The 26,120-nt window shown below is 34.2% G+C and carries 21 protein-coding genes; 7 read left to right on the plus strand and 14 right to left on the minus strand.

The annotated features are described in order from the left end of the window. Positions 1-52 precede the first annotated feature (52 nt). The 5 genes from ACFS3A_RS19510 to ACFS3A_RS19530 all read right to left on the minus strand — a co-directional run bounded on the left by ACFS3A_RS19510 (position 53) and on the right by ACFS3A_RS19530 (position 8,291). The gene (locus ACFS3A_RS19510; RefSeq protein WP_379827236.1) at positions 53-4,378 is read right to left on the minus strand and encodes a PorP/SprF family type IX secretion system membrane protein; all 4,326 of its coding nucleotides are present in this window, start codon (positions 4,376-4,378) and stop codon (positions 53-55) included. A gap of 1 nt (position 4,379) precedes the next feature. Then, positions 4,380-5,843: a gliding motility protein SprC gene (sprC, locus tag ACFS3A_RS19515; protein ID WP_379827237.1), complete on the minus strand. Its 1,464-nt coding sequence runs from the start codon at positions 5,841-5,843 to the stop codon at positions 4,380-4,382. After that, complete coding sequence (locus ACFS3A_RS19520; RefSeq protein WP_379827238.1) at positions 5,840-6,253, minus strand: hypothetical protein; 414 nt, start codon at positions 6,251-6,253, stop codon at positions 5,840-5,842. Before ACFS3A_RS19520 ends, sprC begins: the two co-directional genes overlap by 4 nt. Positions 6,254-6,355: 102 nt before the next feature. Next, the gene (locus tag ACFS3A_RS19525) at positions 6,356-7,648 is read right to left on the minus strand and encodes a hypothetical protein (protein ID WP_379827239.1); all 1,293 of its coding nucleotides are present in this window, start codon (positions 7,646-7,648) and stop codon (positions 6,356-6,358) included. Positions 7,649-7,838: 190 nt separating this feature from the next. Next, a complete protein-coding gene (locus ACFS3A_RS19530) occupies positions 7,839-8,291 on the minus strand; it encodes a hypothetical protein (protein ID WP_331139605.1) in 453 nt (150 codons plus the stop codon). Between the two features lie 435 nt (positions 8,292-8,726). Here ACFS3A_RS19530 and ACFS3A_RS19535 point away from each other — a divergent pair, with 435 nt between their 5' ends. The 4 genes from ACFS3A_RS19535 (at position 8,727) to recA (ending at position 12,053) form a co-directional block, all read left to right on the plus strand. Then, entirely contained in the window at positions 8,727-9,875 is a 1,149-nt protein-coding gene (locus ACFS3A_RS19535) for a DNA polymerase III subunit (protein WP_379827240.1), read from the plus strand. A 7-nt stretch (positions 9,876-9,882) separates the two neighbouring features. After that, a complete protein-coding gene (locus tag ACFS3A_RS19540; RefSeq protein WP_379827241.1) occupies positions 9,883-10,266 on the plus strand; it encodes a DoxX family protein in 384 nt (127 codons plus the stop codon). A gap of 117 nt (positions 10,267-10,383) precedes the next feature. Continuing rightward, positions 10,384-10,893: an acyl-CoA thioesterase gene (locus tag ACFS3A_RS19545; protein WP_109194728.1), complete on the plus strand. Its 510-nt coding sequence runs from the start codon at positions 10,384-10,386 to the stop codon at positions 10,891-10,893. A gap of 152 nt (positions 10,894-11,045) precedes the next feature. Continuing rightward, on the plus strand, positions 11,046-12,053 hold the full coding sequence (gene recA / locus ACFS3A_RS19550) for a recombinase RecA (protein ID WP_379827242.1): 1,008 nt from the start codon (positions 11,046-11,048) through the stop codon (positions 12,051-12,053). A gap of 554 nt (positions 12,054-12,607) precedes the next feature. Here the strand turns inward: recA and ACFS3A_RS19555 are convergent. Next, the gene (locus ACFS3A_RS19555) at positions 12,608-13,354 is read right to left on the minus strand and encodes a lysophospholipid acyltransferase family protein (protein ID WP_379827244.1); all 747 of its coding nucleotides are present in this window, start codon (positions 13,352-13,354) and stop codon (positions 12,608-12,610) included. Positions 13,355-13,492: 138 nt separating this feature from the next. Then, positions 13,493-13,876 carry a GxxExxY protein gene (locus tag ACFS3A_RS19560; protein ID WP_379827246.1) on the minus strand — a complete coding sequence of 128 codons (384 nt, stop codon included), beginning with the start codon at positions 13,874-13,876 and terminating at the stop codon, positions 13,493-13,495. Between the two features lie 311 nt (positions 13,877-14,187). Here ACFS3A_RS19560 and trpS point away from each other — a divergent pair, with 311 nt between their 5' ends. Next, positions 14,188-15,162 carry a tryptophan--tRNA ligase gene (trpS, locus tag ACFS3A_RS19565; protein WP_379827247.1) on the plus strand — a complete coding sequence of 325 codons (975 nt, stop codon included), beginning with the start codon at positions 14,188-14,190 and terminating at the stop codon, positions 15,160-15,162. Positions 15,163-15,185: 23 nt separating this feature from the next. Then, the gene (locus ACFS3A_RS19570; RefSeq protein WP_379827248.1) at positions 15,186-15,590 is read left to right on the plus strand and encodes a hypothetical protein; all 405 of its coding nucleotides are present in this window, start codon (positions 15,186-15,188) and stop codon (positions 15,588-15,590) included. Between the two features lie 241 nt (positions 15,591-15,831). Here the strand turns inward: ACFS3A_RS19570 and dprA are convergent, their stop codons facing one another. Next, entirely contained in the window at positions 15,832-16,932 is a 1,101-nt protein-coding gene (gene dprA, locus ACFS3A_RS19575) for a DNA-processing protein DprA (RefSeq protein ID WP_379827249.1), read from the minus strand. Positions 16,933-17,170: 238 nt separating this feature from the next. On the opposite strand from dprA, the gene ACFS3A_RS19580 reads away from it, so the two are divergent. Further along, the gene (locus ACFS3A_RS19580; RefSeq protein ID WP_379827251.1) at positions 17,171-18,142 is read left to right on the plus strand and encodes an HU domain-containing protein; all 972 of its coding nucleotides are present in this window, start codon (positions 17,171-17,173) and stop codon (positions 18,140-18,142) included. A gap of 161 nt (positions 18,143-18,303) precedes the next feature. On the opposite strand, the gene ACFS3A_RS19585 is transcribed toward ACFS3A_RS19580, so the two are convergent. The 6 genes from ACFS3A_RS19585 to mnmG form a co-directional block, all read right to left on the minus strand. Further along, complete coding sequence (locus ACFS3A_RS19585) at positions 18,304-19,065, minus strand: hypothetical protein (protein WP_379827253.1); 762 nt, start codon at positions 19,063-19,065, stop codon at positions 18,304-18,306. Positions 19,066-19,143: 78 nt separating this feature from the next. Beyond that, a complete protein-coding gene (locus tag ACFS3A_RS19590) occupies positions 19,144-21,423 on the minus strand; it encodes a helix-turn-helix domain-containing protein (RefSeq protein ID WP_379827254.1) in 2,280 nt (759 codons plus the stop codon). Between the two features lie 103 nt (positions 21,424-21,526). After that, complete coding sequence (locus ACFS3A_RS19595) at positions 21,527-22,111, minus strand: OmpH family outer membrane protein (RefSeq protein ID WP_379827256.1); 585 nt, start codon at positions 22,109-22,111, stop codon at positions 21,527-21,529. Positions 22,112-22,338: 227 nt separating this feature from the next. Then, entirely contained in the window at positions 22,339-23,187 is an 849-nt protein-coding gene (locus ACFS3A_RS19600; protein ID WP_379827257.1) for a class I SAM-dependent methyltransferase, read from the minus strand. 85 nt (positions 23,188-23,272) lie between these two features. Next, positions 23,273-23,743, minus strand: a complete 471-nt coding sequence (locus ACFS3A_RS19605) for a hypothetical protein (RefSeq protein ID WP_379827258.1) — start codon at positions 23,741-23,743, stop codon at positions 23,273-23,275. A gap of 112 nt (positions 23,744-23,855) precedes the next feature. After that, a complete protein-coding gene (gene mnmG, locus ACFS3A_RS19610) occupies positions 23,856-25,727 on the minus strand; it encodes a tRNA uridine-5-carboxymethylaminomethyl(34) synthesis enzyme MnmG (protein WP_379827259.1) in 1,872 nt (623 codons plus the stop codon). Positions 25,728-26,120: the final 393 nt, after the last annotated feature.

The following is a 26,120-nucleotide window of genomic DNA, read 5'->3' on the forward strand; positions in this document are numbered from 1 at the left end:
TATAACATTTATTATTATGTCCTCTCTTTACAGAGGACCGACTTTTATTTTATTAATTCTCCACTTTCGCAATGGCCATTTTGCCGTTGTATGGTTTATTTCCTTTTGCTTCTAATGCTTTTGTTGCCTCTTGTAAACCATCATATTTCTCGTAATAGATGTAATACTTACTTGTTGCCACATTATAAAAGAAATTAATATCTGTACGTCCTGCAGCTACTGCTTTAGTTAAGAACTCATCACGTTTCTCTATACTGCTGTGAACTGCAACAATTAAATAATAGCCGTTATCAGAGTTTTTAATATTCTTAATAATCTGCATGTTTGACTGCTCTTCTCCAAAATCGAAATCATTTGCTGTCAATGGTGTATTACTTAGTTTCGTTGTTTCTTTAATACGTTTAAGAGCGGCAACATCCTGTGCATATCTTCCCTGATCATTCTCATAAGCGGCACGTTTAATTCTACGTTTACGCTCGATTTCAGTCTCTGCTTTAATACGCTCTAAATCGGCAATTAAGGCTGCTCCTTCTCTTTCCATTTTCAATTGAGCCGCTTTCAGTTCGTTTATCTTATCAAGATACGCTTTGTTTAACGGATCGTTTTTAGGGAACTTTTTAAGTCTATCATTATAAAGAGCCGTTAATCTGTCAATCTCATTCTTCATGCTCTTATTAGCATCGGCAATCTGAAGTTTTAAGGCTTCAATCTGACTGTTTTCGGCTGCTACACTCTTGAATGGTTTTGGCTCTCTATAAATTCCTCTTTCACTTAAATCATTCTCTTCTTTTAAATCATTTAGATCTTTTTGTTTATTCGCAACTGTTGCTTTGAATTGATCTAATAAATCACTTTGAACTTTACTTGTATTTTCAACAGACTGAGTTAAACTTTCGATTGCTTTTCCTGTATCATCTTTCGCTTTTGCTGCAAGTGCTGCTGCTTCTGCATCGGCTTTCGCTTTTTCAGCTGCTAACTGCGCCTGGCGATCTTCTTCTTCTTTTAATCTTCTGGTCTCTTCTTCAGCTCTTAACTTTTCTGTTGCTTCAGCATCTGCTTTCGCTTTTGCATCAGCTAAAAGTTTTGCCTGAAGTGCTACCATATCCGCTTTTGCTTTTGCATCAGCAGCTAGTTTAGCCTGAAGTGCTTCTGCGTCTGCTTTCGCTTTTGCATCAGCTGCCAATTTTGCCTGACGGGCTTCTTCATCTAATCTTGCCTTTTCATCAGCAGCTTGTTTTATTCTCAATGCTTCTGCATCGGCTTTCGCTTTTGCATCGGCTGCTAATTTTGCCTGACGGGCTTCTTCTGCTTCTTGTAATTTTTTCGCTTCCGCTTCTGCTTTGGCTTTTGCAGTAGCTTCTGCATCAGCTTTAACTTTTGCGTCGGCTAATAATTTCGCTTGTAAAGCAGCCATATCCGCTTTTGCTTTTGCATCGGCAGCAAGTTTTGCTTCCAGAGCTTCTGCATCGGCTTTGGCTTTAGCATCTGCTGCTAATTTCGCCTGGCGTGCTTGTTCTTCTACTCTTGCTTTTTCATCAGCAGCTTGTTTTATTCTTAGTGCTTCTGCATCTGCCTTAGCTTTTGCATCTGCTGCTAATTTTGCCTGACGTGCCTCTTCTTCTACTCTTGCTTTTTCTTCAGCAGCAAGTTTTGCTTGTAAAGCTTCGGCATCTGCTTTAGCTTTGGCTTCAGCTGCCAATCTAACTTTCTCTGCTTCAGCATCAGCTTTCGCTTTGGCTTCTGCTGCTTGCTTCACTTTTAGTGCCTCTGCATCTGCCTTAGCTTTTGCGTCTGCTGCAAGTTTTGCCTGACGTGCATTTTCTTCTTCTTGTAATTTTTTCGCTTCTGCTTCCGCTTTAGCTTTTGCTGTAGCTTCTGCATCTGCTTTCACTCTTGCATCAGCAATTAGTTTGGCCTGTAGCGCTTCCATATCTGCTTTGGCTTTCGCTTCAGCTGCTAATCTTACTCTTTCAGCTTCGGCATCAGCTTTTGTTTTCGCTTCTGCTGCCAGTCTTGCTTTTTCAGCTTCGGCATCAGCCTTCGCTTTATTCTCTGATTCTAATTTAGCTTTTGCTGCAGCTTCTGCATCTGCTTTTGCTTTTGCATCGGCAACCAATTTAGCCTGAAGTGCTTCGGCATCGGCTTTGGCTTTTGCCTCAGCTGCTAATTGTGCCTGACGAGCATCTTCTGCTTGTTTTAATTTTAATGCCTCTGCATCTGATTTTGCTTTGGCTTCAGCAGCGATAAGCGCTTGTCTTGCTTCTTCATCTGCTTTAACTTTTGCTTCAGCGGCTAATTTTTCTTTAAGTGCAGCTTCTTCAGCAGCTTTTGCTTTTGCATCTGCAGCCAGTTTAGCTTTGTTTGCAGCATCAATGGACACTTTAGTTTTAGCTTCTGCTGCAGCCTTAGCTTTAGCTTCTGCTGCTAATCTTGCTTGCAAAGCATCCGAATCTGCTTTTGCTTTTGCATCGGCTGCTAAAATTGACTGCATATCAGCTGCTTCTGCTTTTGCTTTTGCATCGGCTTTGCGTTTTTCCTCTGCTGCATCTGCCTTTGCTTTATTATCAGCAATTAATTTTAATCTTGCAGCTTCTGCATCGGCTTTCGCTTTTTCTGCAGCAGCCAATCTTGCCTGTCTTGCAGCTTCTGCATCGGCTTTAACTTTTTCAGCAGCTGCCAGTCTTATTTTTGCTGCAGCCTCAGAATTTGCTCTTGCTTTTTCTATGGCAAGCTGTGAAGCCGTTTTTTGCTGTGTTGGTGTAGCTGCATTTGCAGCAGCAGCTTTTGCTTTTGCAGCCTCTGCATCTGCTTTAGCCTTATCTGCCGCTGCTAATTTTGTTTGTAACGCTTCTGCATCGGCCTTGGCTTTGGCATCAGCAGCTAATTTCAATTTCATTGCTTCAGCATCAGCTTGTGCCTTATCTGCTGCCAGCTGTTCCGGTGTTTTTTGTACAGCTCCGGATTTATTAGCTGCAGCTTTTGCTCTGGCGGCAGCGGCAGCATCTACTCTCGCTTTATTATCAGCAGCCAGTTTTATTCTGCGTTCCTCCGCATCAGCTCTTGCTTTATCAGCAGCTAATTGTGCTTGTGTTTTTTGTGTTTCTGCAACGGCTTTATTTGCGGCTGCTGTTTGTGCTCTCGCTGCGGCTGCTGCATCTGCTTTCGCTTTTGCCTCAGCAGCAAGTTTTATTTTTATAGCTTCAGCGTCTGCTTTTGCTTTATTATCTGCTTCTAATTTAGCTTTTGCTTTAGCCTCTGCATCTGCCTTCACTTTTTCTGCGGCTGCAAGTCTTGCTTGTTTTGCTTCGGCATCTGCTTGTGCTTTTGCTTCTGCAGCCAATCTGTTCTTTTCAGCGATTTCAGCTCTGTTAACCTGAGTTGCTTCTGATTTTGGTTTAGCAGGGACTGGTTTCGGTTTAGCCGGATCTATTATAGATCCCTCATCATCATCTCCGTAATAGTAATTTCTATTTTTGAATTTATAGGCAATAGCGAATTCATGTGATCCACCCAGATTAGAGAAATTGCCCATTCCTCTTTCGTAATTGTATTCTATCGCAATACTTGGAGAAATATTAATTCCAAGTCCTGCAGAAACTCCATATAGGGTGTTATATCCTGCCTGAGCCCAAACTCCTTGTTTAAGACTTAGCATAGCCAAACCGGAAATAACTGTTTTATCTTTTTTAATTTCTGTTCTTACAATACCGGAGAATTTACTTCTGTCAAAAAAGCCATAACTGTCAATATAACCTGTGTACATTGCATGCAACTGAATGGCTCTTTCCGGATCGTCTTTCACCATTCCCGATCCGAAATTGTAAAGCACTAAATTGTTAATTGCTAATCCGAAATCTAAAAATTCTGTACCATAGTTAATTCCCGGATTTACAGTAAGCAAAGTACTTTTTGGAAAATCTCCCTGTCCGATAGTAGCATCATCTGAAATAATTTTTCCTGTATTTAATCCGCTTTGGTAAACACCAACGTTCAATCCAAAAGTCAAATTACTGTCCTGTTCCAAAACAATATTATGAGCAAAGTTTCCAATTGCTCCAAATACTGTCATTAATCCGTAATTCTGTTGAAAAAGACCTGCAGCAAACGCTTCATTTTCTCTGAAACGTCCGGAATAATTGAACAGATAAGATTGTGGTGCATTATCAAACTGTACCCATTGTCTTTTATTATAAAAACTGATATACGGGTTTGATTCGCGAACAAAACTGAATGCCGGATTAATTATATATCGGTTAAACTTTAAAGAATTTCTGATAGGTAATGAAAACGAAACAACTCCATCCTCAGAACCATCCTGAGCATAGAGTACATTTGATAAACCATAAAATAAAGTGATGAATAGTAGGATTTTCTTCATATTATTTTATAACAGTTATTGATCCTTTTTTTTCACCTGCGTCGCCTTTAATGACATAGTAATAAACCGGATTTACATTTTTAAAATCTATATTGCTTTGAGGCCAATCGCCTTGATAGTTCATAACATCGAGTACTTTATCCCCGTTAGAACTTATAATGATTACTTGGGTACTTGCATTTTTGTATTCATCAGGAATATTCCAATACGGGTTCATTCCGCTTAATTTTATGATATTTGGAATAACACTTGATGGTCCCGAATCTCCGTTTATTCTGAATGAAAATTCTTTACTGGCCACACAACCTGATGCCTGTGAAACTTTAACTTTATAATTACCTTTTACAGATATCACATAAGAATTTCCTGTCTCTCCGGAAATTAGATTGTTATTTAAATACCATTCGTAAGTAGCATCTGCTGCATCTGTAGTCACACTCACATTTAATGTTTCACCTTCACTTAATTTATATCCGTCTTGAGCATCTATACTTGCATCAAAACTGTTACTTTTAAGATCAATTGTTCCTGTTGCTTTACATCCTCCAAAATCAACCTCAACTGTGTAAACTCCAGATTCATTTGTAGAATAGGTTCTACTAGTTGCACCGGTAATTGTTGTACCGTCTTTTTTCCAAACATAACTATTTCCGGAAGTAGCAGTTAAAACAGTTCCTGTACCACTTGCACAAAATGGGTTTCCTAAACTTGAATTTATTGCAACATTAGAGCCAGAAGATGATGAAGATACTGTAACTCTATTTGAACTAAAATTTACATTCGAACATTCCCCATAATCAAGTTCAGCAAAATAAACACCTGCTGAATTTACTACTAAAGAAGAAGAATTTTGTCCTGAAATTAGAATATCATCTTTATACCATTTGTATTTAATATTTGGATAGTTTGCAGGAGATGATTCTGCTACTGCAGGAGTAGGATTATCAACGGATAAAGTAAAACTACCGCCCGAACAGAAAACAGCAGTATTTCTATTTTGATTTATTAAAAAAGAAGATACATAGTCTTTATAGTAGACTGAAAAAGAGTATGCCCCTGAAAAATTTTGTGCTCTTGGACTATTAACACCGTTACTACTTACTATTCTTAAACTGTAAGTATTAGAACCTTTTAGTGTCTTAGGAATTGCAAATTTAATTGTTTTTTCAGTACTTGATAATGGAAAAACATTAAGAGTTGTAGTAGCTATTGGATTGGTAAAACTACCAAATTCATCAGATAACTGAACAAAAAAAGTAACATCCGAAGCAAAATTTAAATACGAAAAAGTTGCTGAATATTCATTGAATTTAGCGCCATCAACAATATCTCCAGCACAAATATCTTTAAAAGGTAATTGTTGTGGAGATATTGAAGATTGCGCATATAAATTTGCTTCTAAAAGAAAAAGAAGTGCAAAAAATATAATGCAATTAAAAAAAGATAAAGTAATTTTTTGAATCATATAGTGCGTGTTCTTGCTAAGTCTATACGCTCAAAAAACAAAATATCTATGAATGTTTCTGAAAAATCATACTTATAGTTTTCGATGATATCTTTTGCAAGAATCGAAGTTGCTGTAATAGATGAATCTTCTTTACAATCGTTTGATACCGTATTTGGTTCAGCCGCAATAGTAAGGCTATCCTTGGGGGTGGACATCCTTACTATTAACTGATTAAAATTGTCTGAACTGCTGTTTTCAATTACAGCATTATTAGTTTTATTTTGGTCAATATTAGCCAACGTTACGCAACTATCAGAACCGGCAGCCATAGCAGGTTTTTCTGCTGAATTCTGTGCATATAGAGTTAACGAAACAGGCGAAACCAAAAATATTATTATATATAAAAAATATTTTTTCGTAGATACCATTATGTTTTGATCTTTATTTGGGTCCGTACAAGACGATACATAAATTGTGTCTGGGGACTTTATTAATAAAATTTACGCTTGGAAATAAAAATCGAAATCTATTTATCTATTGCCGCTTGAAGCCGTGATTTTTCCTAATTGTAATCTGTAATCTGGTTTTTTAGGATTTGCGATATCAATGAATGTTTCATTGTTACTGCTTTGAGAATATACGTTAAAAAATACGCTATTTCCATACCAGCTCTCTAAATCTTCGTTGTTAGAATTGTACTCTGTAAAGATATTTCCGTTACATAAGTTAAAGTACATTTCTTCAAATTTGATCTTTTTAAGATTAGCATCGTTGATCTCAATTTTACTGTCTAATAAAACAGCAGGATTAAATCCTGAGATTACACTACGCTTTAATTCAAGAGAAGCTGTTTCTGCAACATAAACACATTCTTTTACTAATCCTGCCTGGATATCAGCTTTAATGTTTTCACTGTCATTAAGCATAGTAATGTTTGTAGCAGCTACAAGAGTTTGTTTTTTTGTAAAGTCAGTTTCGTTCTTTTTCTCATAAGATTTCACCTCCATACAACGAGATCCGTCTTTGTTACTTGATAAATAAGAAGATCTAACTGCTAAAGAGTTGAATAAACGACATTGTACTCCTTGAGTAAATTTGAAGTCGTCATTGATAGATTTATAAGAAACTAATTTAGAAGCATTCACATCGCCACCAAAGAAAGCAAATGAATCACCTCCGGAATAGCTTACCATTACATTGTCAATAACTGTTTTGCTACCAACTCCAGCAATAGTTAAACCGTTGAAAGTATCTGCACCTTTTACTTTTTTACCTGCAAACTCGATTCTGACAAATCTTAAGATTCCAGAGTTTGAAGCTACGTTGTCTCCACCGTAAGTAGTAAGTGTTGGATCTAAATCAAGATTATAAGAACCTACATTTCCAAATTTGTTAATTGGAGCATCACCAAGAATTACAACTCCACCCCAGTCTCCAGCTTTTTTCATGCTGCGGTTTGAAGTAAATACGATTGGATCTGTTTCTAAACCATCTGCAATAAGTTGTGCACCTTTTGTCACTACCAGTGTTCCTTTTGTTTCGAAATCACCAATAATTAAAGTTCCCGGTTCAATTGTTAAAACAGCGTTGTTTGTAACATATACGTTTCCTTGCAAAACGTAGATATTTCTTTTCAGCAATTTAGTATTAACAGAAATGTTTCCTGCTAAAATTTGGTTTGCTTCTCCATAGTCCACTTTATTAGGCTTAAATTCGGTCCAGTTATTTAACCAATTGTTGTAGCCCATAATTCCTTTCTCTTGTTGAGCACTCATACTCGTAACTGTCAAAAGAACGCAGATTAATTGAGTAATTTTTTTCATGATAAGGGGGTATTAGGGTTAATAATAAATTTGGGTATGCGTAAATGAAAAAACTCCTCCCGGGTTTTCTGAAATTATCAGAATTCCCGAGAATGAGTCTTTTTTTATTTTGTTTTTCAAAGGCATCCACATTAGATTTTATCCATCTACGTAAACACTTCGAAAAAGGTTTTAAAAAAAAATTACTTTATTACATTTCGTTCAAATCGTTGAACTCGTGTAATGATTTCAATGTACTTTCGTAAAATAAAATAGCCGCAATTAGATTTCCTTTATCAGAATATGGCATCATTTTTCTTTGAAAATCAACCGTAGTATCCAGAAAAGTTGAAGTACCAACCGCCTGAGCATCTAAAACTTTTTTGTGATCATTATCGTCCGGAATACCAAGGTCTGCCATAGTAACTCCAGGTTTTGTAACCAAAGCAATGTAAGGAAGAGTTTTCACTAAAACTTTAATACGCTCAATGTAAAGCTCCAAAAGTTCCCCTTTTTGCATACCACTTAATTCTTTTTGATCATGGTATTTACGAATAAGAGCTGTTGTACTAATAATACTTCTTGGCGCGTTTTTAGCCTGTGCCGAAACGGCTGCAGTAGTTAAGATAAAAAGTGCACTTAGCAGAGTAATTTTCCCTTTCATAGATTCTTATTTATAATTGGTTGTTGATAAAAACAAAAATATAGAAATTAACTTAAACTGCAACTGTAATGATTTATTTTTTCAAAAAAAAACCTTAAAAAAACCTTAAAAATCAGTCTTATGTCGAGAAAATGTGCGTTTTAACGGGCTTTTTGTTAAAATAGTTAAAATCAAAATCGTAAGATTATAGTTATAAAAAATGATTTCTTTTTCTTTTAAATAATCAAAAAAAACTTACGTTTTACGCAGTTTCGAAAAAAAATATTAACAAAAACATCGTGATATCTGCTCATATTGAGCGATTTATTAACAAAATTATTCTCGATAACGATCAAAAAAAAACTTAAAGAGCACGTTTAATTTTAAAATTATAAGTATAAAATAATCTTTAACTGGAAAATTTTTGACTACATCATTTTCTTCTATCTTTGCCTCATGCAATTTTCTCAAATTTTAGGTCAAGATTACATCAAAAGCCACTTGATAAAAAGTGCTGCTTCTGGTAGAATTCCTCATGCACAATTATTTGTTGGACCGGAAGGCAGCGGTACATTAATAACCGCCATTGCTTATGCACAATATATTTTGTGTGGTAATACCGGTGATGAAAATTCAAACGGAAATGATTCCTGTAATCTGAAGTTTGACAACATCTCCCATCCCGATCTGCATTTTATCTATCCAACCGTTACCACCGAAGATGTTAAAACAAAACCAAAAAGTTTAGATTTTATTCAGGACTGGCGCAGTTTTATTCAGGAAATGCCTTACGGAGGTTTATTCGATTGGTACAAGATCTTAGGTGTGCAGAACAAACAGGGAGAAATTCGTGTAGAAGATGCACAGGAAGTTTTAAAATCGCTAGCGCTGAAATCTTACGAAGGCGGTTACAAAATCATGATTATTTGGATGGCCGATAAAATGAACATCGCCGCCTCTAATAAACTTTTGAAACTTTTAGAAGAGCCTTCGGAGAAAACCATGTTTATTCTGATCTCAGAAAATGAAGAAGATATTATACAAACTATCCGTTCGCGCTGTCAGGTAATTCACTTTAACGGACTTCCAGAAAAAGTAATTGCCGAAGCTTTAGTTGCTCGCGAAAACACAGATCCTAATTTAGCCAAAAAAATTGCACATCAAGCGCAGGGTAACTTTAGCAAAGCTTTGCATTTGTTAAAAGAAGACGATGACGATTTACCGTTTGAACAATGGTTTGTCAATTGGGTTCGTGCTGCTTTTAGGGCAAAAGGAAATGCTGCGGCCATTCAGGATTTGATTACCTGGAGCGAACAAATTGCAGCGCTGGGACGCGAAAGTCAGAAAAAATTCATTCAGTACTGTATCGAAATGTTCCGTCAAGCTCTTATGCTTAATTATCAGGCACAAAGTCTGGTTTACATTGAACCAAAAGTTGATAAATTTAAATTAGAAAATTTTGCTCCTTTTGTTAACGGAAACAATATCCACGAAATATTCAAAGAACTTTCAGATGCTATGTATCATATTGAAAGAAACGGAAATGCAAAAATAATTCTAACCGATTTATCAATCAAACTGACGCGTTTAATTCATAAAAAATAGATTTCAAATGAACAATGTTGCCTCAATCTTAATTCTGGCTTTTTTGGCTTTAACTTTCTTACAGTCAGGCTACGAAAAAATATTTTATTGGAATGATAATGTGACTTGGCTAAAAGAACATTTTTCTAAAACGAGATTAAAAAATCATGTGCCTTTAGCATTAGCGCATCTATTAATTGTAGAATTAATTTCAGGTATTTTGTGTGTGGTTGGTGGTATCCAATTGTTTACAAACAATGGTCGAGAATTTGGCTTTTACGGAGCTATATTTTCATGTATCTCTTTGTTAATGATGCTTTTCGGACAAAGACTGGCAAAAGATTATGATGGTGCGAGAACCATTGTAATTTATTTCATACCAGCTGTAATGGCTGTTTATTGGTTGAATTAAAGCAACCTAAATTTTTAAAAAAGTTAACCACACCCGATAACTATCGGAATTCACAAAATCTGGAGATTTTTTAATCTATGGAATCTGTGGCAAAAAAATAAATTTATTATCAAAAAAATGAATCCAAAACATCCTTCAGAATCTCTAACTATTTTAACTGACTTAGTTTTACCGAGCGAAACTAATCCTTTAAATAATCTTTTTGGTGGTGAATTATTGGCCAGAATGGATCGCGCTGCAAGTATTGCTGCCAGAAGACATTCACGCCGTATTGTAGTTACAGCTTCTGTAAATCACGTTGCTTTTAACAGAGCCATTTCGCTTGGAAGCGTAGTAACGGTCGAAGCTAAAGTTTCCAGATCATTCAAAAGTTCTATGGAAGTTTTTATAGACGTTTGGGTTGAAGACCGCGAATCTGGAAACAGAACCAAAGCCAACGAAGCTATTTATACTTTTGTGGCTGTAGATGATACCGGAAGACCAGTCGAAGTACCACCAATTGTACCAGAAACAGAACTAGAAATCCAGCGTTTTGATGCTGCACTTCGTCGTAAACAATTAAGTTTACTATTGGCAGGAAAAATAAAACCAGCTGATGCCACTGAATTAAAGGCTTTATTTTTATAGTTCAAATTTGTGACAATTTGGAACAATTGGAAATAATGAAACTTCAAAAAAAGAAGTAATTTTACAAATTAGAAATCAGACCTGTAAAATTAATAAAGAATTTTCTTATTTTTATCCGGAAAGACAAATAACAATTTAGATATTTAGAAAAAATGAGTTCAGACAAAGAAGCCAAACTAAAAGCGTTACAGTTAACACTTGATAAACTTGATAAAACCTACGGAAAAGGAACCGTAATGAAAATGGGCGACAGAGCCATTGTGGAGGTAGAAACAATTTCTTCAGGTTCACTTGGTGTTGATTTAGCACTTGGAGTTAACGGTTATCCAAAAGGAAGAATTATTGAAATATACGGTCCTGAATCTTCAGGAAAAACCACTTTGACACTTCATGCTATTGCAGAAGCTCAAAAAGCCGGAGGTATTGCTGCATTTATCGATGCAGAACACGCTTTTGACAGAAACTATGCTGAAAAATTAAATGTAGATATTGAGAATTTAATCATTTCTCAACCAGACAACGGAGAGCAGGCATTAGAAATTGCCGAAAACTTAATTCGTTCCGGAGCAATTGATATTGTAGTAATTGACTCTGTTGCTGCCTTGACTCCAAAAAGTGAAATCGAAGGTGAAATGGGAGATTCTAAAATGGGTCTTCATGCACGTTTAATGTCTCAGGCCTTAAGAAAACTTACCGGGACTATCAGTAAAACAAATTGTACTGTTTTCTTTATCAACCAGCTTCGTGAAAAAATCGGAGTAATGTTCGGAAATCCTGAAACTACAACAGGAGGTAACGCATTGAAATTCTACGCTTCTGTACGTTTAGATATTCGTCGTTCTGCTCAAATTAAAGATGGCGAAAACGTAATTGGAAACAGAACTAAAGTTAAAATTGTTAAAAACAAAGTAGCACCCCCTTTTAAAACTGCCGAATTTGACATTATGTACGGAGAAGGAGTTTCTAAAACAGGTGAAATCTTAGATTTAGCAGTTGAATTTGACATTGTCAAAAAAGCAGGATCTTGGTTCAGCTATGGCGACACTAAATTAGGACAAGGTCGTGACGCTGTTAAAGCTTTAATTAAAGATAATCCGGAACTTGCTGAAGAACTGGAAGTTAAAATTAAAGAGCATATCAAAGAATTAGCAAACGCTTAGTCTTATATAAGACAAAAAAATAATTTTAAAAGTCCGATAGATTGTAGAATCTGTCGGACTTTTTTATTTTTTAGAAAATTTAAAAAACACACGCAACCTTTTCTTTGAATCTGCATCTTATAAAAAAACAGGTCTTCAAAATTGATAAGCCATATATCGATTTGGAGTTTTTTTAGAATTTACATTGGTTGGTTATTTGAACTAAAATCCGTTAGCTATTGGGTGCTAACGGATTTTTATCAAAAAATTTTTACTTTTTAGACGCAACCTTTTTTATTTTTCTATATCTATACTAATGTGACGTTAACTTGAGTTATTATTAAACTCTTTATTATCAACCATTAATATTTTTAACCATGAAAGAAAAAATAGAATTGTTGTACAGTAAAAACCGAAGAAAAACCAAATTGAAATTTAAAAAAGTATTACGTTTTATTTCAGAGAAGATAATTCACAGATAGTAACTTTTGAATAAAAATAGGGGGTTTTTAATTCAAAGAAAAACCGGTAGATTTAATAAATCTACCGGTTTTTACATTCTAAAATTATCTGAATTATTTCTTTTTTTGAAAATCAATCAGTCCGTTGTAAATCACATTTCTAACCTGATCTCTCAATTCTTTTCTGTGATCAATGGTTAAATCTTTTGTTTCTATAAAAGGAAGAATTCTGACTCTCATTTTTCCGGGACTTCCACTCAAAAAGGTGTATGAAAAACGCTCTTTGTTATCTGGAAAGACAATTGGGACAATTGGAATTTGGTGATCAATTGCTAATCTGAAAGCGCCGTCTTTAAATTCATCCAACAAAATACTTTCATCATCCGGAACACCTCCTTCAGGGAAAATACAAATACTTAAACCTTGATTTAAACGACTTTGTGCTCTTTTAAAAACTTCATTTTTACTTCTAGAGGAACTTCTGTCAACCAAAATACAAGTTCTCTTATAGAAAAATCCAAAAAGCGGAATCTTCACCAATTCTTTCTTACCAACAAAAACAAACGGATTCTTAATTAAAGCCAGCATAAGCATAATATCCGTCATGGAGGTGTGATTAGCCACGATCATATAACTTTTACCTTTAATGAGCTTCTGTTCGCGTTTTACGATATAATAAAAACCCATTCCGAAAAGGATAAATTTTGCCCAAATACGAGCCATTTTAAAGAAATACGGATATCCTTTCTCTGAAAGAATAGAAATCACTAAAAAAGGCAGCATAATCAAGATTGGAATCGCCATTACGACATAAAACCAAATGCGCCAAAGAATCCAAAAAGCAATTTTAAATATTTTCATAACTTCAAATGTAGTAAAAGAGAAGTGAATTTTTATAAAGATTTTTTTCCTGTAGTCTATTGCTTTTTTAACGCAAAGAACGCAAAAGATTTTAGCAAAGTTTTTGAAATTGTTTTGCTATGCAATAAGTTCACAAAGCTATGTTGTTAAATTATTTGCAACTCTTCTCACGCCATTTTTTAAAAGACTTTCGTTGAAATTTATAAGTAGCCCGAGTCTAAAGTTTCCAAGTTTTAAGTACGTTAGTGTTTGAGCCAAATGGTTAACAGTAAGTGATTCCACTGTTTTTATTTCTATTAGAAATTTGTTTTCCACCAGTAAATAAATACGGTATCCACAATCAAGTTTAACTTCTTCAAAAACCAATGGCAAAGCTTTTTCTTTTTCAACAAGAAGTCCACACTCTTTAATTTTATAGAACAAACATTCTTTATAAACATTCTCTAATAAACCTGGTCCCAATTTTTTATGAATTTCAATAGCAAGCCCAATTACAATATTTGATATTTCGTTTTCTGTCATGATTCAAAAAAAATCAAATTTATAAATATTTTCTTTCAAATTAAGGATAATTATCTTGCTTCAAAAATTTTCAAATAGATTGCTTCATTTGAGACAAAGCTTTGTGAGCTTATTGCAAAGCAACCTCTCCAAGAAATAAAAACTTCTTTTCTTTGCGAAAATCCTTTGCGTTCTTTGCGTTAAAAAAGCTCAAAGAATCTTCCTAAATTCCTCGAAAAAAACCTTCGCTATTCCGCTTTATAAAGAAAAACATATCCAACTTTGCGGTTAAAAAAAACATCACGACATTTGCAATTCAGAAAAAATCGAGAATGGCAAAAATACTTACGGGTGTTCAAAGTACAGGAACACCGCATTTAGGAAATTTATTAGGAGCAATTATTCCGGCAATCGAATTATCAAATAATCCGGAAAACGAATCTTATTTGTTTATTGCTGATTTACATTCAATCACTCAGATTAAAGACGGAAAAACTTTAAGAGAGAATACCTACAGTACAGCGGCTGCTTGGCTTGCTTGTGGTTTAAATCCTGAAAAAGTAACGTTTTACAGACAATCTGATGTGACGCAAACTACTGAATTAACTTGGTATTTGAGCTGTTTTTTTCCTTTTCAGAGATTAACTTTGGCGCACTCATTCAAAGACAAAGCCGATCGTTTAGACGATGTTAACGCTGGACTTTTTACTTACCCAATGCTAATGGCTGCTGATATTTTATTGTATGATGCTGAATTTGTTCCTGTTGGAAAAGATCAGTTGCAGCATTTAGAAATTACTCGTGATGTGGCTGCTCGTTTTAACCATCAAATGGGAGAAACATTTGTTCTTCCTGAAGCAAAAATTCAAGAAGATATCATGTTAATTCCTGGAACCAACGGAGGAAAAATGAGTAAATCTGCTAATAATATTATCAATATATTTCTGGATGACAAAGCGTTACGCAAACAGGTAATGAGCATTGAAACAGACTCAACACCACTTGAAGATCCTAAAAACCCAGATACTTGTAATGCATTTGCCATCTATTCACTTTTAGCAAATGAAGAAGAAACTGCGCAGATGAGAGCCAATTACCTTGGCGGAAATTATGGTTACGGACATGCGAAACAAGCTTTATTTGAATTGATTACAGAAAAATTCAAAGACGAAAGAGAGAAATATAATTACTACATTAATAACCTTGAAGAAGTAGATGCATTACTGAAAAAAGGCGCTTCAAAAGCTTCTGTTATTGCTGATGGTGTTTTGGCAAAAGTGAGAGAAGTGTTGGGATTTGAGAAATAATAACAAATCACAAATTTATCTAGATGACGAAAGAAGATGCAATTGAAGAACTAATGTACCAAAGTGGTAATCATGAAAATAGTGAAAATGAAAGATGGCAAAATGGATTTCTAGGACAATTACGTCCATTTAAAGGAATTTTACATGAAGAAAACTATCACTTAATTATGAAATCTTTAAAGTTTCTTGCTCCAGAGATGGAAAAAGGTTCTGTCGATAAAAGAATAATTAATTCTCTTTGGGGAATATGTCATTTAGGCAGAATGTGGGCCGTACAACCAGAAGGAATGTTAAGAAGAAATAATTTGATTACAGAAGATCAAATCCAACAAATTGATAATTGGCTTACAGATATTTCATATACAGTGAGTTGTCTTTTAGATGGAGCTGGTACAGGAGAAGCTTTTTTTGAGTATAAAGAAAACTAATATAAAAGCCGTTAATTAATATAGTTAACGGTTTTTTTTATAAAGCCTATTTAATTTATTTTTTTGTAACTTCATATAAATTAATCCTTTAAATAAAAAAATATGGATAAATATGTTGAAGACTACGATGTACCTCCTTACTTATTTCAAGTATTAAACATAATATTTGGGTTATTGCTGATTTTCATTTTGTACAAATTATACAAACATTTTAAAAATAAATAAAATAGGGTTTTCTGCGTTAAATTGTTTCAAAAAGTTTTCCGGGAAGAGGTCTTATAACACCTTTTAATTCCATATTAACTAAAATAGAAGAAATTCTAAAAATTGGAAAATCACATTGAAGAGCAATAATATCCATCAATTCTTTTCCGTTTACCTGAAGAAAATCATATACTTTTTGTTCCTCCGGTTCTAACTCTACAAACAATTGCTTTTGAATTGCTTTAGGTTTTTCTTTAATATCCCAGTTAAGCATATAAACTAAATCAGCAGCATTAGTTAAAACATTTGCTTTCTGAGTCTTAATTAAAGTATTACAACCTTGACTGTATTTATCAGTTACTCTTCCCGGCACAGCAAATACATCACGGTTATACTCGTTTGCCATATTTGCTGTAATAAGCGAACCGCCTCTGTCTGCAGATTCTATTACAATAGTAGCTTCAGTCATTCCGGCAACAATGCGATTTCGACGAACAAATTTTTCTTTATCCGGATTAGAATCGCTCCAAAACTCTGTAATAAATCCGCCGTTTTCTTCCATTTTAGCCATGTACCTTTTATGCGACCTTGGATAAATCTGATTGAGTCCGTGAGCCAGCACTCCAATCGTTTGTAAATTATGATCCAATGCTGCCTGATGAGCTACTATATCAACTCCATAAGCAAAGCCGCTGACAATAACAGGATCTAGAGGTGCCAAATCTTCAATCAATTTTCTGCAAAATTCTGTTCCGTAAGAAGTAATCTGGCGCGTACCTACAATGCTAATTATTCTCTTGTTTTTAAAATCGATATTTCCGGCTGTAAAAATTAAAACAGGTCCATCGATACAATGTTTCAGACGCTCAGGATAACTTTCGTCCTGAAAAAAGGAAACTTTTATATTGTTATTGTTTATAAAAAATAATTCTTTCTCTGCTTTTTCAAAGACACTTTTATCTTTTAGATTTTTCAATAAAACTGCTCCAACTCCATCAATCCCAGCAAGCTGGCTGCTTTTTGCCTTAAAAATAGATGCTGCATCACCAAACGAATGAAGTAATTTTTTTCCCATTATATCTCCTACTCCTTCAACTTTAAGTAAAGCCAATAAATAAAATAATTCGTGATCGTTCATATTTTTAAAACATTATGTAAAATAGAAAAAATATTTTTACAATTTTGGAATCACAAATATCACTAAAACAAAGTAAATTCCTAATAAAATAAAAAATAAAAATAGTTCAGGATTTGTAATTCATCCTAAACATTGACCTAATTATTTGAAAACGAATTGTATAAAAATAAAACCTAATTGTTAATAAAAATTGTGAATAAAATTTTGATAACTATAAGCGATGCATAACTTTGTTACTATGAAAATCGAAGTATATATATCACAGTTATTGTATCGTTATCAGTGTGTAACGGTTCCAGGATTTGGTGCGTTTTTAACCGAAATTCATTCGGCACAGCTTAATCAAACCACTAATTCGTTTTTTCCACCAAAAAAAACTATTTCTTTCAACAGTCGTTTAAAAAATAATGACGGATTGTTGGCAAATCATATCGCACAGGCAGAAAAAACTTCTTATGGTTTTGCAGTAAGTGCTATTGCCTTTGAGGTTTTAAACTGGAAAAAAACATTAGAAGAAAATGGCGTAATTCTTTTAAAGAATATCGGAGAACTGCGTTTAAACTCTGAAAGTAATATCATTTTCACACCAAATGACCAGACTAATTATCTGGCAACTTCATTTGGATTAAGTCCTTTTGTTTCTCCGATGGTGAAAAAAGAAGTTTTCGAGAAAAAAATCGAAAAAATCGCTGCAAAAGAAAAAGATGCTGTTTTATTATACGAAAATGAAGAACAAACTAAATCTTCAAACCCATTCCTGAGATATGCTGCAATTTTAGTTTTAGGACTTGGAATTACTGGAAGTATTGGTTACCCATTATATCAAAATCAGATTGATAATCAAACACTTGTTGTAGAACAAGCAGTTCAGAAAAAAGTACAGAACAAAATTCAGGAAGCAACTTTTTTTATCAAAAGTCCTCTTCCGGCTGTAACGCTTGCGGTAGATTCTGCTAAGGTAGAAACTGCTGAAGCAACAATGCCTTATCACATTATGGCCGGTGCTTTTAGAAGCGAAGCAAATGCCAGAAAAGCTTACAACCAATTAATTAAAGATGGCTTCAAAGCCAGAATGCTTGGCGAAAACAAACATGGTTTATTTCCTGTTCTTTATGGAAGTTATGCCACAATGAAAGAAGCCGAACAAGCTCAGAAAGAAATTCAAAAAGGCGAAAATCCAGATGCCTGGATCTTAGTCGAAAATTTATAGAAAACTAAAAAATCCTGTTCAGAAGAACAGGATTTTTTTTGCCTTATTATCTTCATTTAAATTCACAACTTTACTTTTAGATTCTGATTAAGAAATAACTAGCTCCATAATTCATGACATTAAAAAAGCTGAATTTAATTTGAATTCAGCTTTTTTAATGTTTATCGTGAAACAATTGTCGCATCCTGTTGAAGAATTTTTTTATCAGACTGAAATACGAATAGCATCGCAGGCGGAGTTCCTTTTTCTCCCAAAACTATAAAATGACATTCGTATCTGTAATTTCCTTTTTTGAATTCGTAATGATGATTCCCTCCCGTTCCGTCAGCATGAAAGACTCCGTTTTCAATTACCAAATCTGGTTTCTCCGTCATTTTTTGTTTAGCAGACCAGGAAGCGTAACGATAATTGTCATTTCCTAGATCATCAATTCTGATTCTGAATTTTGAAGTCTCCAAAATAGCAACAGGTTCTTTAAAATTTGAAAGTGAAGCATTTACTTGTTTTTTCTGCGCTTCGATTAATTCTTTTTTCATTTTCAGTTCTTCATCAGATTGATGATTTATACTGATAATTCTTCCATCGGTATCAATCCACAAATCACCTCTGTTCAGCATAATTCCTCTCCAACCTACTTCTGACCAATCTTTTGCTGGATCTGATTTTGTTATTTTATCGATCAAAACTTTATCAAAAATTTGGTTGTATCTTTTTATAAAATCTGATTTGTCTTTTACTGACGGAATTGGGTATTCCCGTTTAAAAGGAAATTTAAAATGTTTCGAAACTGCTTCTTTATCATTATTTTTCACTTCCAAAATAAACTTCGAAATGAATTTTTGATATTCCGGTTTCAAATCTTGTGCGTTTGCAACTGAAGAATACAAGATTAAAAACATTAGTAATATTTTAATTTTTATCATATCAAAAATAGTTTAATACATTTAAAATTAGATTTTTAAAACCAAAAAAGAAGTGTTTCACGTGGGACGTTCAAAAATTTAATTAATGCTCGCTTTGAACATTTTTAATTCATCCCAGGTAAATTCATCTCCATGTTTTTCTTTTAAACCACTTAACGATTCTTCCTGGTAAAATTGAAATGCTTCTCTTAGTGCTAAAATTTTATCGTATGGCAAAACATCTGTAATTTCAATCTTTTTGGCTTGAATCAATCTGATCAAATGTCCTTCGATGGTTTGAACATTCAATTTACGCATTCTCGCAATATCTTCTACAGAATTTTTCTCGATCCACAAATCGTACGTTTCTTCAACTGTCGTTTTTTTAGCTGTTTTAAGCTCACTTTTCTCCGCTTTAGTTGATTTGTATCGAACAACGGGTTCTTCTGTCCTAAAAATGTCTGTATTTGTCGTTTTCAGCTCTTCCCGGATTCTTTCCGCTTTGTTGATTTTATAATTTCGAATAACTGGCGATGATAATTTTTCTTTGGAGATTGCTTCGCCGGAAACCACCACTTCAATCAGTAATTTGGCTTTCATCAGTCGTAAAACAGCTTTGGTCTGCAGGTCCTCCAAAAAATTAAGTTCTTCATAGAACTCCTTTACTTTTTTAAACTTCTGAATTTCATTTATTTTATAAATCAAATCATCAACCAACTTGTCCATCGGCTTGAAAAAATAATCGTAGGCCGCTTCTACCCTTTCTTTCACAAAAAACAAATCAACAGTTTCTTTGCTGAAAATTTTGTTGAGCTGTACAATGAATTTCTGCGAAGGTTCTAAAAGCTGTTCGATTGTATCCAAACGTTTATGCGCCCAAACGGAATGTTTTGATTTTTCGGAACCAGCTGCATTTTCGTTATAGCTGAAACGATGATTTCGCCATTCCTGCGCTAATTCGCTCCAATTAAAACTGTTTATCAAATAGTTATGGATAAAATTTTTGGTTTCAAAGTGAAGCGAGCTTTTCAAAACGTCTTCCGTCGCTCTGTTCAAAGCATAATCCATCACATCCTGGTCGTTTGAAATGCCATTCATCTGCATCGGAGAAAGCAAAATAAGCCCATTTAACGAACGCAAACGTGAAAGTGCTACATAGGCCTGTCCGGGCAGAAAAACTTGCGATACATCAAGCGCAGCTTTGTCGAAAGTTAAACCCTGGCTTTTGTGTACTGTAATCGCCCAAGCCAGCTTGATTGGATAATGCGCAAAAGTTCCTAAAACCTCTTCTTCGATATCTTTAGTTTGTTCGTTTACTTTGTATCTAATATTCTTCCATTCGTACTTCTCCACTTCGAGTGTCATGTTCTCTTCCGGAAAGTGAATAAAGATTTCTTCATCAGAAAGCGATTTCACAACTCCCATTTTTCCGTTGAAATATCTCTTTTCAAAAGATAAGTCATTCTTAACAAACATGATCTGAGCTCCAACCTTCAATTTCAGTTCTTCTTCAACTGGGAAAATCTTCTCCGGAAAGTCTCCCACTACAAAGGGCGTGTAAATATATTCTTTACCATCTAAATCATTGATTGACTGATTGTTAATAGAATCAGCCTTAGCATTATGTGTTGTAAGCGTGATATAACCTTTGTTTTCTTTGAAATCAAAATCCGGCTTAACGTATTGATTTAGAATGGCTATGTCCTGTGGAGTGATTTCGTTATTTCGCAGATTGTTCAAAACAGAAATAAAAGCATCATCTGTCTGGCGGTAAATTTTAGACAATTCGATATAAATCGGCGGATACTGCTGGAGTACATGAGAATGAAAAAAGAATTTCCCGCGATAGTAGTTTTTCAAAGTTCTCCATTCTTCATCACGAATAACTGGCGGTAATTGCAGTAAATCTCCAATAAACAAAACCTGAACTCCTCCAAAAGGTTGTGTATTTCTTCGAACGGTCTGCATCATGAAATCCACCGCATCGAGCAAATCGGCTCGCATCATACTTACTTCATCAATAACCAGAAGCTCCATGTTTTTGATTACATTTCGTTTGACGTTATTCATTTTGAAATGACGACGAAGTGATTCTTTATTTTCAAACTTCACCGTTTCAGTAAATTGTGCACTTGCTTCGTAAGAAGGAATAAATGCAGAAAACGGAAGCTGAAACATAGAGTGAATCGTGACACCACCCGCATTTAAAGCCGCAATTCCGGTTGGCGCAACAACCACAGTATTTTTGTGAGTTGTTGCAATAATTTCACGCAAAAGTGTAGTTTTTCCTGTTCCTGCTTTACCTGTGAGGAAAATAGATTTCTGCGTCTGATTGATGAATTGTAAAGTGTAAGCTGCCGCTTCTGAAACGTTTTGCATTGGGCCTGTATTAAAAAATGAAATTACCGCATTTTTATAAAAAGAAAAAACCTAAATCTTAGTGGATTTAGGTTTTCAGTAATTTAGTTAGTTTGGTAGTTTTTTATTTTTTTGCTTCACCTTCTTTAGTTTCAGCTGCTGGTTTTGCATCTGTTTTCGGTGCCGCTTTGTACTTATCGTTTAATTCTTTGATAATCTCTTTTGTGATATCGTATTTTTCTTCAGCATACAAAACTGTTGCAGCATCTCCAGTTCCGTAGATGTAAGAGTAACCGTTTTTCTTTCCGTATTCTTTGATGAATTTTTTAACTCCACTAACAAGAGAATCCATTTCAACTCCGCTTTCTTGCTGTAATTGTTGAGCTAATGCTTGTTGAGCATATCCTAACTGCTGCTCTCTTTTTTGTAATTCTGCACCTCTTTGCTGCGCCCAAGCCTGACCATTTGCTTGTGCCTGACTTTGAAAGTTAGCAGCGTCTTGTTTAAAACGTGAAATTTCAGCTTGTAATTGTCTCCCTTTTTCTTCCGCTTGAGCTTTATACTTTGCCTCTAGATCTTTTGCCTCAGTGTATTCTTTCATCAAAACCGAAGTATCCACGTAAGCTGTTTTTACTTCCTTTACCTCTGCTGTTTTGTTACAAGAAACTGCGAAAACTGAAAGTGCGATAATAACTAATGCTTTTTTCATTTTTTTTAATTCTAATTTTTTTAAGTGATTGAAGACAAAAATATAAAAAAATCAATAGCATCAGCATAAACTTTAAAAAATGCGTAAATTTTATCATATTGTTTTTATTTATAGAAAGAAAAATAACTATAAACCAACACTATTATTATAAAATTGATGTTTTTTGATCTTTTTTCTAATACCAAAAGCCATTTCATCCTTTTTGGAAAAATAGCTTTTAGATATTTTTATTTATTTTTTAAAACGTAAATATGTGACGAATATTCTTTTGTTCTTTTAGCTTTCCAGTTTGATTTTAATCCAACAAAAAAAGCTTTGATGTAATTCATTTTTCCTGTTTTGTATTTTTCTGATAAAAGACTCACATAAAAAGAATCAAACTTCATTGGAAGTATTTTTTCCAATTTCATCTCTACTTTTTCAAAAAGCAACTGAATTGATTTTTTAGAGAAATGCCAAAAGTGAATTGGCACATCATAAGCTGCCCAAAACGCTTCATAATGATTTGCATCAAACGATTTGTAATTTGGAACCGCAATAATTAATGTTCCAGTTGGTTTCAATAAACGCTTCAATTCATGGATCTGATGTTCCAAATTTGGAACGTGTTCCAAAACATGCCACATGGTAATTACATCCAAAGAATTATTTTCTAAACTGCTGATTTCTTCTACAAATGAAATTCCTTTTTGTTTGGCACTATTTTTTGCTCTTTCACTTGGTTCTACTCCAATGGTCTCCCAACCGTTATTTTTCGCCGTTAAAAGAAAATCTCCCGTTCCGGCTCCAATATCCAGCAATTTACCTTTTTGTGGTTGTTCGCTATTAATTAAATTCAATTTATTCTGAAGCGCTATATTTTTCACAAAATGATAGGCTTTTTCAAATAAGGAACGTTTGTTGTCTGTGTGCGAAATATAATCTTCGCTTTCGTAGTATTTACCTAAATTTTGAAGTTCAGGTTGTGGTGAAGTAATTAGCATATCTAATTCTTCATCATAATATAAATCGAAAATTTCTTTTGAAACAGAATGGTCTTTTACCGTAAGAAAGTGTTTTTTGTTTAAAACGTCCATTTTTAAAATTATAGATATTTGGGTTTAATTTATAGCAAATCCTAAAAACGAAATTTCATCATTTTTAGGATTTTTTTAATTTTTGTTATTTATTGTTTTTCCAATTGATCTTGACAGCCGATATTTTTTCATTTTCTAATCTGATATCATTCAAAACAGCAAAACCATTTAGAAGATAAAATTCCAATGGTGATTTGTATTTTTCATTATTTCGTTTAATATCTTTTTCATGATCGATTACCCAACCATTCAAATTCTGATTAATCTTTTTTATTTCTTCTAATAAAATTTTACCGTAACCTTTTCCCTGAATTTGATAATTCAACATAATTGCAAACCAAATTTCGCTATCGCGAAAAAAAGTATAAGCCCAGCCTTGAATCTCATTTTTTGAATCAATCAAAAGATAATTATCCATTTCTGAAATCGAATTTATATAAGCATCGAATTCCTGAAAAGTTTCATGACCAAATTGAATTGGATATTCATTATTTCGAAGTTGCCACAATGTTTCTTTTTCATTCTCTGAAAAACTATTTTGATGTACAACTTTCATTTTTTGGCTACTTTTTATTAAAAACGTTTCACGTGGAACATTTGTTTAGTAATCAGTCTCAGCTTTCAGTCTCAGTAAAACTGAAAACTAAATACTGAGACTGCTAACTCTTTTATCTTCCCATATAAATCAAAAGTACGGAAATATCACTTGGTGACACTCCGCTTATTCTTGAAGCTTGCGAAATGGTTACAGGACGAATCTTGCTTAATTTCTGTTTAGCTTCAATCGACATGGACTTGATTTTATTATAATCAAAATTGTCTGGAATTTTCACTTCTTCCAAACGATTTAATTTATCTGCATTATTTCTTTCTTTTTCGATATAACCAGAATACTTAACCTGAATTACGGCTTGCTCCACAATTTCTTCATCCAAATTATTTTCTTCGATATAGCTAGAAACTTTTTCAAATTTCAACATATCTTCCAATTCAATCTGTGGACGAGAGAAAATCTTAAACATTTTATCTCCCTGTAAAATCGGTGCAGATTCTTTCGCTTCCAAAATTGGATTTGTTTCTGCAATTGTAACACTGGTTTCTTTGAAGAATTGAACCATCTTTTCAGATTCGTTTAATTTCTTTTCCATTCTTCGTAAACGATCTTCAGAAGCTAAACCAATTTCGTATGACATTGGCGTCAATCTGAAATCGGCATTATCCTGACGCAATAAAGTTCTATATTCTGCTCTAGATGTAAACATACGATAAGGTTCTTCTGTTCCTTTGGTAATCAAATCATCAATTAGAACTCCAATGTACGCTTCATCACGTTTTAAAATCAATGGCTCTTTTTCGTGCACTTTTAAATGCGCATTGATTCCGGCCATCAAACCTTGAGAAGCTGCTTCTTCATATCCGGTCGTTCCATTAATCTGTCCAGCAAAATACAAACCTTCAACTAATTTAGTTTCCAAAGTATGTTTCAATTGCGTTGGCGGAAAGAAATCATATTCGATTGCATAACCAGGTCTAAAGAATTTCACATTTTCAAAACCTGCTACAGAACGAAGCGCTTTAAATTGAATATCTTCTGGAAGTGAAGTTGAAAATCCGTTTACATACACTTCACAAGTATTCCATCCTTCCGGCTCTACAAATAATTGATGACGCTCTTTATCTGCAAAACGATTTATTTTATCTTCAATAGAAGGACAATATCTTGGTCCTAAACTTTTGATTCTTCCGTTGAACATTGGAGAACGATCAAAACCTTCTCTCAAAATATCATGAACATCTAACGACGTATATGTCATATGACAAGAGCGCTGATGAACCAATGGAGAAGTCACATCTGAATAAGAAAACTTAGCTGGCTTTGTATCTCCCTTTTCTTCATTCATTTTAGAATAATCCAAAGAACGTCCATCTACACGAGGTGGCGTTCCAGTTTTCATTCTTCCAGCTTCAAAACCTGCTTTGATCAAATCTTCGGTAATTCCTGTTGCAGCACTTTCGCCTGCTCTTCCTCCACCAAATTGTTTTTCTCCAATATGAATTAAACCATTCAAAAAAGTACCGTTTGTCAAAACCACAGATTTGGAACGAATCTCCACACCAAGCGAAGTTCTAATTCCTTTTATCTTTCCATCTTCTATAATCAACCCTTTTACCATCTCCTGATAAAAATCAAGATTTGGAGTCGCCTCCAACATCATTCTCCATTCTTCTGCAAAACGCATTCTATCACTTTGAACTCTTGGCGACCACATTGCAGGTCCTTTTGATTTGTTCAACATCTTGAACTGGATCGCAGTTTTATCTGAAACGATTCCAGAATATCCACCAAGCGCATCAATTTCACGAACGATCTGTCCTTTTGCAATTCCCCCCATAGCAGGATTACATGACATTTGTGCAATGTTCTGCAAACTCATTGTAACCAATAGAGTTTTTGATCCCAAATTTGCAGCAGCGGCCGCAGCTTCAGATCCAGCATGGCCAGCACCAACCACAATAACATCGTATTCTTCTAAAAACATTTTGTTTTATTATTCTCCAAAAACCGCTAAAGCGGTTTCTAGAATTACATTTATTTTTTTTTGTTCCACGTGGAACGTATTTTTTTTTATTTTGTTTCAGGTTTCACGTTTCAGGTTCAAATCAGAATCTTCAAATCTTGAAACCAAATTAAACGTTCCACGTGAAACGTTTAAAACTTATCCAAACTAGAACTTCCAAACTAGAACTTCCAAACTAGAACTTTCAAACTAGAACTTTCAAACTAGAATTTTCAAACTAGAACTTTCAAACTAGAACTTTCAAACTAGAACTTTCAAACTAGAACTTTCAAACTAGAACTTTCAAAACAAAATGTTTCACGTGAAACATTTTTAAACTTCCATTCTAAACTTCCATTCTAAACTTCCAAAAAA

Source organism: Flavobacterium notoginsengisoli, from assembly GCF_042686225.1.
GTDB classification, from domain to species: domain Bacteria; phylum Bacteroidota; class Bacteroidia; order Flavobacteriales; family Flavobacteriaceae; genus Flavobacterium; species Flavobacterium notoginsengisoli.